The sequence below is a fragment of the Stenotrophomonas sp. 05L44_2 genome (genome assembly GCF_056665995.1).
In genome coordinates this window covers 1-7,127 of sequence record NZ_JBFTNR010000142.1, presented here as the reverse complement: position 1 = coordinate 7,127, position 7,127 = coordinate 1, and the positions used below count along the sequence as shown (strand labels likewise).

The following is a 7,127-nucleotide window of genomic DNA, read 5'->3' as shown; positions in this document are numbered from 1 at the left end:
TCCGCGGCATGGATGCCGCGGCCAAGCCCCCAAGGGTGAGGGCGCTTTGCTTGCGAAGCACTGCTTCGCAAGCGCCCGAACGCACAGCCGCCAGCGGCTGGGCCGGTCTGGGGGTTTACGGCGTCCCCCGCAACCGGACCCACCCCGCCATCCCAAGGAATGCAGACCGTTGCCGTTGTCGTTGCCTCTGCGGGTGCAGGGCGCAGCCCTGCCAACAAACCCAACCTTCAGAACATCAGGTTGATCATCACCACCACCACGCAGGTGTAGATCAGCGACAGCGGGCCGCCGACCCGCCACATCTCGCGCGGGGTGTAGTTGGCCGGGCCGGTGATCATCGAAATCACCGGGTTCGACGCCGTCATCAGGTTGTTGGACGCCGACAGCGCCACGATCAGCGCGAACGCCGTGGGATTGCCGCCGGCCGCCAGCGCCAGGTTCACCGCGATCGGCACCATCACGATGGTCGCGCCCACATGGCTGATCACCAGCGAGAACACCGTGGTCAGAAGCGCCAGCGCCAGTTCCAGCACCCAGATCGGAATGCCGGTGGGCAGCTTGTCGATGGTATGGCCGGCCACCCATGCCGCTGCGCCGCTGGAATCCATCGCCCAGCCAAGCGGAATCAGCCCGGCCATCATGAACACCGTCTTCCAGTTGATCGAGGCATAGGCCTCGTCCATGCGCAGCACGCCGGTCAACAGCATCCCGGCCACGCCGGTCATCAGGGTCAGCGCCACCGGCAGTTTGCTGGTCAGCGCGATCAGGATGGTCAGGGCGAAGATCGCCATGGCGATCTTGAACTTGTGCGGGCGCTGCTCGCCGGTGGGGTAATCGGTGACCACCACGAAGTCGCGGCTCTTGGCGGCCTGCGCGAGGTCGGTCCAGATGCTGTGGAAGACCAGCATGTCGCCGGCGCGCAGCTGCACATCGCGTACATCCTCGCGGATCACCTGCTTGTCGCGGTTGATCGCCAGCAGGCTGATGCCGCGTTCCTTGCGCAGGCGCAGCTCGCCTGCGGTCTTGCCGATGACGCCGGAGGTCGGCGGCACCACCGCCTCGGAAATGCCAGCGCGGCTGGGATTGAACAAGTCGCCCAGGTGTTTCAGGCGCGAGGACATGCGCAGGAACTGGTTCTGCGCGAAATCGTGGATCTGCTGGCGCGGTCCCATCGCGCCGAGCACGCTGCCCACCCAGATGCGCATTTCCGCCGGCGGTGCCAGGCGGGTGTCATTGCCGGTCTTCAGTGCCAGCAGCAGCGGCGCGTCATGCAGGTTCTCGGCCTCGCCCAGGGTCATGCCGACCAGCGGGCTCTCGGCGGTGACCACCAGCTCGAACACGTCGCCTTCGATGCCGTAGGTCTTGGCGAAGTAGCTCTCGGTGCGGGCCGGCGTGGTGCCGTCGTTGACCAGGCTTTCCTCTTCCACCAGCTTGCGGTCGCCGTAGTAGCGGAAATACAGCAGCGAGGCGATCAGCAGGGCGATGCCGATCGGCAGYGGCGCGAACATGCGCAGCGGCTCGATGGTGGCCAGGCCGGAGGGCAGGTTGTTATTGGCCGAGGCCAGCAGATCGTTCAGCAGGATCAGCGGCGAGTTGCCGACCATGGTCAGCGCGCCACCCATCACGATCGCCGCCGAGATCGGCAGCAGCAGGCGTTGCATGGTCAGCCCGGTGCGCGCGGCCAGGCGCGAGGCAACCGGCAGGTACAACGCCATCACCGACGGGTTCTGCATGAAGGACGAGTTCAGGCCGGCGATGGCCGTGGTCATCATCAGCAGCCGCTGCTCCACGCCATGGCCGCGCCGCAGCAGCCAGGCCGCGAGCCGGTTCAACGCACCGGTGCGGTCCAGGCCCGCGCCGAGGATGGTGGTGGCGATGATGCTCATCACCGCGTTGCCGGAGAAGCCGCCGAAGATCTCCTCCGGCGCGATCAGGCCGGTCACGCCCAGCACCACCAGCACCACCAGCGCGACCACGTCGGCGCGGATGCGCTCGAACAGGAACATCGCCATTGTGAAGCCGACCAGCCCGAGCACGAGCTTCATGTCAGTGGTCAGCGTCAGCGCGGTATCCATGTGGGGCGCGGCGTCCTCAGGCGTTCATCAGGTGCGGTCGTACAACAGGTCCCAGACGCCATGGCCGAGCTTCTGGCCGCGGGTCTCGAAGTGGGTCTGCGGGCGCCAGTCCGGGCGCGGCACGCTGCCACGCGGACCGGCACGGTTGACCAGGCCGGGGGTGGCATCGAGYACGTCCCACATCTGCTCGGCGTAATCCTCCCAGTCGGTGGCRCAGTGCAGGCGGCCRCCRSKGCGCAGCTTGCGCACCAGCAGCKCGGCRAASCCCGGCTGGATCAGGCGACGCTTGTTGTGGCGCTTCTTGTGCCACGGGTCSGGGAARTAGATGCGYACTTCGTCCAGCGCGCCATCGGCGATTTCCTTTTCCAGCACTTCCACCGCGTCGTGGTGGTACAGGCGCACGTGGTCGGCGTTGTCGTCGGCCAGCGCGTTCAGCAGGCGGCCCACGCCGGGCGCGTGCACTTCCAGGCCGATGTAGTCGCGGCTGAGGTCCTGCTGCGCGGCGAAGCGCAGCGCGGCGCCGTTGCCGAAGCCGATTTCCAGCACCTTGTGCGCATCGCGGCCGAAGGTGGCATCCAGATCACGCGGTTCACCGCTGAAATCCAGGCCGAAACGCGGCCAGCGCTCGTCGAACGCGCGCTGCTGGGCCGGGGTGAAACGGCCCTGGCGCAGCACGAAGCTGCGCACYTCRCGGCGGCCTTCGKTRACSGTGAACGGCTTGGGCGGKGCCTTSGARCCGGCGCTGTCGAAKGGATTGGTCATCAGCCGATCAACCCRTCSATCGGCGAGGASGCACTGGCRTAGCGCTTGCGCGGAATRCGSCCGGCCAGGAACGCCTCGCGGCCGGCTTCCACGGCCTTGCGCATGGCGCTGGCCATCAACACCGGGTTGCGCGCGCCGGCGATGGCGGTGTTCATCAGCACGCCGTCGCAGCCCAGCTCCATCGCGATCGCCGCATCCGACGCGGTGCCCACGCCGGCGTCGACGATGATCGGCACCTTGGCGTCTTCGATGATCTGCAGCAGGTTGTACTTGTTCTGGATGCCCAGGCCCGAGCCGATCGGCGCGGCCAGCGGCATCACCGCAGCGCAGCCGATCTCTTCCAGGCGCTTGGCCAGGATCGGGTCGTCGGAGGTATAGACCATCACCTCGAAACCGTCCTTGACCAGCTGCTCGGCGGCCTTGAGGGTCTGCACCACGTCCGGGTACAGCGACTTCTGGTCGCCCAGTACTTCCAGCTTGGTCAGGTTGTGGCCGTCCAGCAGTTCGCGGGCCAGGCGGCAGGTGCGCACGGCATCCTCGGCGGTGTAGCAGCCGGCGGTGTTGGGCAGGATGGTGTAACGGTCCGGCGGCAGCACGTCGAGCAGGTTCGGTTCGCCCGGGTTCTGGCCGATGTTGGTACGGCGGATGGCCACGGTGACGATCCGGGCGCCCGCGGCCTCGGTGGCCAGGCGGGTTTCTTCCAGATCCTTGAACTTGCCGGTGCCGGTAAGCAGCCGCGAGCTGTAGGTCTTGCCGGCGATCACCAGCGAATCGGGGGAGACATGAGCGTTCATGACGCGATTATCGCTTATCCGCCCGAAGATGGGGTCGTCACTTCGACGCCGCCGGGCATGGCCCGGCGCTACCGGAACGGATGCGCAGGGTAGCGCCGGGCCATGCCCGGCGAGCGCGGAGCGCGGGATGCCTCAGCCGCCGCCGAGGGCATGCACGATCTCCACCACATCGCCCTCGTCCAGCACATGCTCGGCATGACGGCTGCGGCTGACGATCTCGCCGTTCACCTCAACCGCCACCCGGCGTTGCAACAGCTGCTCGGCCGCAAGCAGGTCCAGGAGGGTCGCTGAAGCGGGCAAGGTGCGGGGTTCGCCATTGAGCTGGATGTTCATGGGGCCATTGTCGCTGATTGCCGGTTCGCATCGGAACCGTTGCAAGTTGTGCGCTACGCCCGCACCGGCAAAGCCCGCCGGGCCTGGCTCGAGCGACAATCCATGCGGCGGCGCAGCGTGAGCAATTGGCGGCGCAGTGAAACCATTCACCGTGCGCCGGCGTACGTGCGTCGGATCCTCAAACGATATCCCCACAGGAGTTTTTACATGCTGCTCAGCAAACGCCCGATCCGCTCCCTCATGGCGGCCGCGATCGCGCTGGCCGCGCTGCCGGCCATGGCAGGCGAATCCCCGTTCACCCGTACCGTGTTCTTCGGTGACAGCCTCACCGACAGCGGCTACTACCGTCCCCTGCTGCCGGCGGAGGCGCGTCCGGTCGCCGGCCAGTTCACCACCAACCCCGGTTGGGAGTGGGCGCAGTTCGTCGCCGATTACTACGGCACCAATGCGTCCCCCAACGGCAACGGCCAGACCGGTGACAACTACGCTGTCGGCGGTGCCCGCGTGGGTACCGACCTGACCCAGCCGGCCTTCGGCAACGTGCCGGTGCCGTCGCTGAAGACGCAGATGGCCAGGTATCTCGCCGCCAACGGTGGCAAGGCGGACCCGAATGCGCTGTACACCGTGTGGGGGGGCGCCAACGACCTGTTCTCGATCACCGCTCCGGCCCAGGCCCCGGCCGTGATTGGCGCAGCGGTGACCGACCAGATCGGCATCGTGGCCAGCCTCAAGCAGGCTGGCGCGCAGTATGTGCTGGTGCCGAACCTGCCCGACGTCGGTATCACCCCCGGGTTCATCGACCGGGGTGCGGCGGGTCAAGCGCAGGGTACGGCCCTGTCCACCGCGTACAACACTGCGCTGTACAGTGGCCTGAAGCAGGCCGGTATCGACTTCATCCCGCTCGATACCTACACCCTGCTGCATGAAATCATCGCCAATCCGGGCATGTATGGTTTCAGCAACGTCACCGGCCGCGCCTGCCTGGTGGCTTCGTCACTGACCWGCAGCCCGCTGGCCTACGCCCGCCCGGACGCGGCCAGCAGCTATCTCTTCGCCGATGACRTGCATCCGACCTCGGCCGCGCACCAGATGCTGGGCCAGTACGCCATCTCGATCCTGGAAGGCCCGCGCCTGCAGCAGGTGCTGAGCCACTCGGCGCAGACCATCGGCCGTTCGCGCGCCGACCAGGTCAGTCTGCACCAAGCCGGCCGTCCGGCCGACGGGATGTCCTGGTGGGGCGGCGTGCGCGGTGACATGCAGCGCTACGACCACGCCGATCTGTACGACGGCCTGGCCCCGGCCGGCCTGTTCGGTGTCGACTGGGCACGTGACGGCATGGTCTTCGGCGGCTTCGCCGGCTTTGGCCGCCTGAATGCCGACTTCGGCAACAGCCGTGGCGATTTCACCCAGAAGGACACCACGGCCGGTCTGTTCGCCGGCTGGTACGGCGACCGCATCTGGGTCAATGGCCAGGTCAGCTACACCTGGCTGTCCTATGACGTGAACCGCAAGGTCCAGCTCGGCCCGGCCACCCGCGAACACGGTGGCTCGCCGGACGGCAGCAACCTGACCGCCGCCCTGAACGCCGGTTACGAGTTCGGCACCGAAGGTGGCTTCCGCCACGGCCCGATCGCCTCGGTGATCTGGCAGCAGGTCAAGATCGACGGTTACACCGAAAGCGCCGATGCCGGCACCCTGGCCACCGCGCTGGGTTACGGCAAGCAGGATGTCGATTCCACCGTCGGCCGTATCGGTTGGCAGGCCCGCTTCGACGGCGGCACCGTCAAGCCGTACGTGCAGGTGACCTACGATCACGAGTTCGAAGACACCAAGCAGGCCAGCGCCTGGGTGCAGAGCCTGCCGGACGTCGGCATGTACCGCGTGCCGGGCATGGACTTCGACAAGAACTATGCGACCGCCATCCTGGGCGCGCGCATGGAGCTGTTCGGCCTGCAGAGCAACATCGGCCTGAGCGCCACCACCCTGCAGAAGCGTGCGCAGGACGCGACGCTGTTTGCCAGCTTCAGCGGCAGCTTCTGATGCACACGACGGCAGGCCTGCGGGCCTGCCGTCACCGTCACCGTCACGGGCAAGCTGCAAGGGCCTGCCCGTTGCGTTTGAACACGTGCCCCGCATAGACTTGTCGGGCAACGCGGGCGTAGCTCAATGGTAGAGCTGTAGCTTCCCAAGCTACTGACGAGGGTTCGATTCCCTTCGCCCGCTCCATGTCTTCCAGCGGTTTGCGGCGTGTCAGCCGCTCCGCGCTACCCAGCCAGCGCGACAGCGCCTCGGCTCGGGCACTTCGATCCGCTTTGCCGCACAGTGATCGCGGGCATGCTGCCAGGTGAGTTTTCCTTGGCTCAGCGCCGCGCGACCGTCCTTAGCGCTGGAAAGCCTCCTCTGCGACCTTGCGGTCTGCTCGATCCAGTCACACGGACAGGTTCAGTTGTTGCTGGGATCGGACATGCTAGAAATCCGTCAACAATTGGTATCAATCGTTCGTTGTCCGGAGCGTGAATGATCGCTGCACTTGTGCCCATCAGGCGATGCTTTGATTTTTCGGGACGATCCAACCGGACAGAGTTCTGGTCGTTCTTCCTGCTTGCCGCTTTCTTGGCCGCGCTGAGCTACAGCTTGATGGAAGCTGGCTACTGGCTGATCGGCACACGGTTCTACAATTGGGAACTGGGCTTGCGTCTCAATAGCGTGGGGCAGGGCCTGGCAACGGTCGCGCTGGTATCTTTCCTCCCGCCCATGCTCGCACTGACCGTGCGCAGGTTGCACGACATTGATGAGTCGGGATGGTTTGTTGTCATTGCCTTCGTTCCTTTGGGGGTGTTCGTTCTGTTTCCGGTCATGCTGCTGCCCGGTAGCGAGGAAGAGAATCGATTTGGCGGGACGCAGGGATTGTCGGGGGGCTGAAAGTATCTGGCGCAGCGTTTGCCGGTGCCTGCTTGAGAGTGCGGACTTCGCGTCCGAGCGTGCAAGGCAGATTCCAAATCCGTATGTCCCCCCGACTTGCCCTCCGCTAGCGTGTTGCCCTCATTTCAAGGAGCGCGCCGGCATGCAACGCAGGAACGACCTGGTCAACGCACTGCATCAGATATTCCTTTCCGCGGGAATTGGCTCGGCCAAACAGGTTGAAGCGGTGCGCGCCCTGGGC

6 protein-coding genes and 1 tRNA gene are annotated in these 7,127 nt (G+C 66.1%); 3 read left to right on the top strand and 4 right to left on the bottom strand.

Annotated elements, in window-relative coordinates:
- Positions 1 to 227 precede the first annotated feature (227 nt).
- From AC1VAN_RS06935 to thiS, 4 genes are all read right to left on the bottom strand, one after another.
- Complete coding sequence (locus AC1VAN_RS06935) at positions 228 to 2,075, bottom strand: SLC13 family permease (protein ID WP_025874276.1); 1,848 nt, start codon at positions 2,073 to 2,075, stop codon at positions 228 to 230.
- 27 nt (positions 2,076 to 2,102) lie between these two features.
- On the bottom strand, positions 2,103 to 2,837 hold the full coding sequence (gene trmB / locus AC1VAN_RS06930; RefSeq protein WP_480985525.1) for a tRNA (guanosine(46)-N7)-methyltransferase TrmB: 735 nt from the start codon (positions 2,835 to 2,837) through the stop codon (positions 2,103 to 2,105).
- Complete coding sequence (locus tag AC1VAN_RS06925) at positions 2,837 to 3,631, bottom strand: thiazole synthase (RefSeq protein WP_480985524.1); 795 nt, start codon at positions 3,629 to 3,631, stop codon at positions 2,837 to 2,839. The genes trmB and AC1VAN_RS06925 overlap by 1 nt, the downstream gene beginning before the upstream one ends.
- Before the next feature lie 132 nt (positions 3,632 to 3,763).
- Complete coding sequence (gene thiS, locus AC1VAN_RS06920; protein ID WP_033832224.1) at positions 3,764 to 3,964, bottom strand: sulfur carrier protein ThiS; 201 nt, start codon at positions 3,962 to 3,964, stop codon at positions 3,764 to 3,766.
- Between the two features lie 207 nt (positions 3,965 to 4,171).
- Here thiS and AC1VAN_RS06915 point away from each other — a divergent pair, with 207 nt between their 5' ends.
- The 3 genes from AC1VAN_RS06915 (at position 4,172) to AC1VAN_RS06905 (ending at position 6,886) form a co-directional block, all read left to right on the top strand.
- Complete coding sequence (locus AC1VAN_RS06915; RefSeq protein WP_480985523.1) at positions 4,172 to 6,004, top strand: autotransporter outer membrane beta-barrel domain-containing protein; 1,833 nt, start codon at positions 4,172 to 4,174, stop codon at positions 6,002 to 6,004.
- Positions 6,005 to 6,116: 112 nt separating this feature from the next.
- Positions 6,117 to 6,190 (top strand) — tRNA-Gly (locus AC1VAN_RS06910).
- A gap of 291 nt (positions 6,191 to 6,481) precedes the next feature.
- On the top strand, positions 6,482 to 6,886 hold the full coding sequence (locus tag AC1VAN_RS06905; RefSeq protein WP_032975183.1) for a DUF805 domain-containing protein: 405 nt from the start codon (positions 6,482 to 6,484) through the stop codon (positions 6,884 to 6,886).
- The last annotated feature ends 241 nt before the right edge of the window (positions 6,887 to 7,127 follow it).

What these genes read in the sequence shown, in the direction of transcription:
- thiS (WP_033832224.1), bottom strand. Translation starts at nt 3,964, where the DNA reads ATGAACATCCAGCTCAATGGCGAACCCCGCACCTTGCCCGCTTCAGCG.
- AC1VAN_RS06905 (WP_032975183.1), top strand. Translation starts at nt 6,482, where the DNA reads ATGATCGCTGCACTTGTGCCCATCAGGCGATGCTTTGATTTTTCGGGA.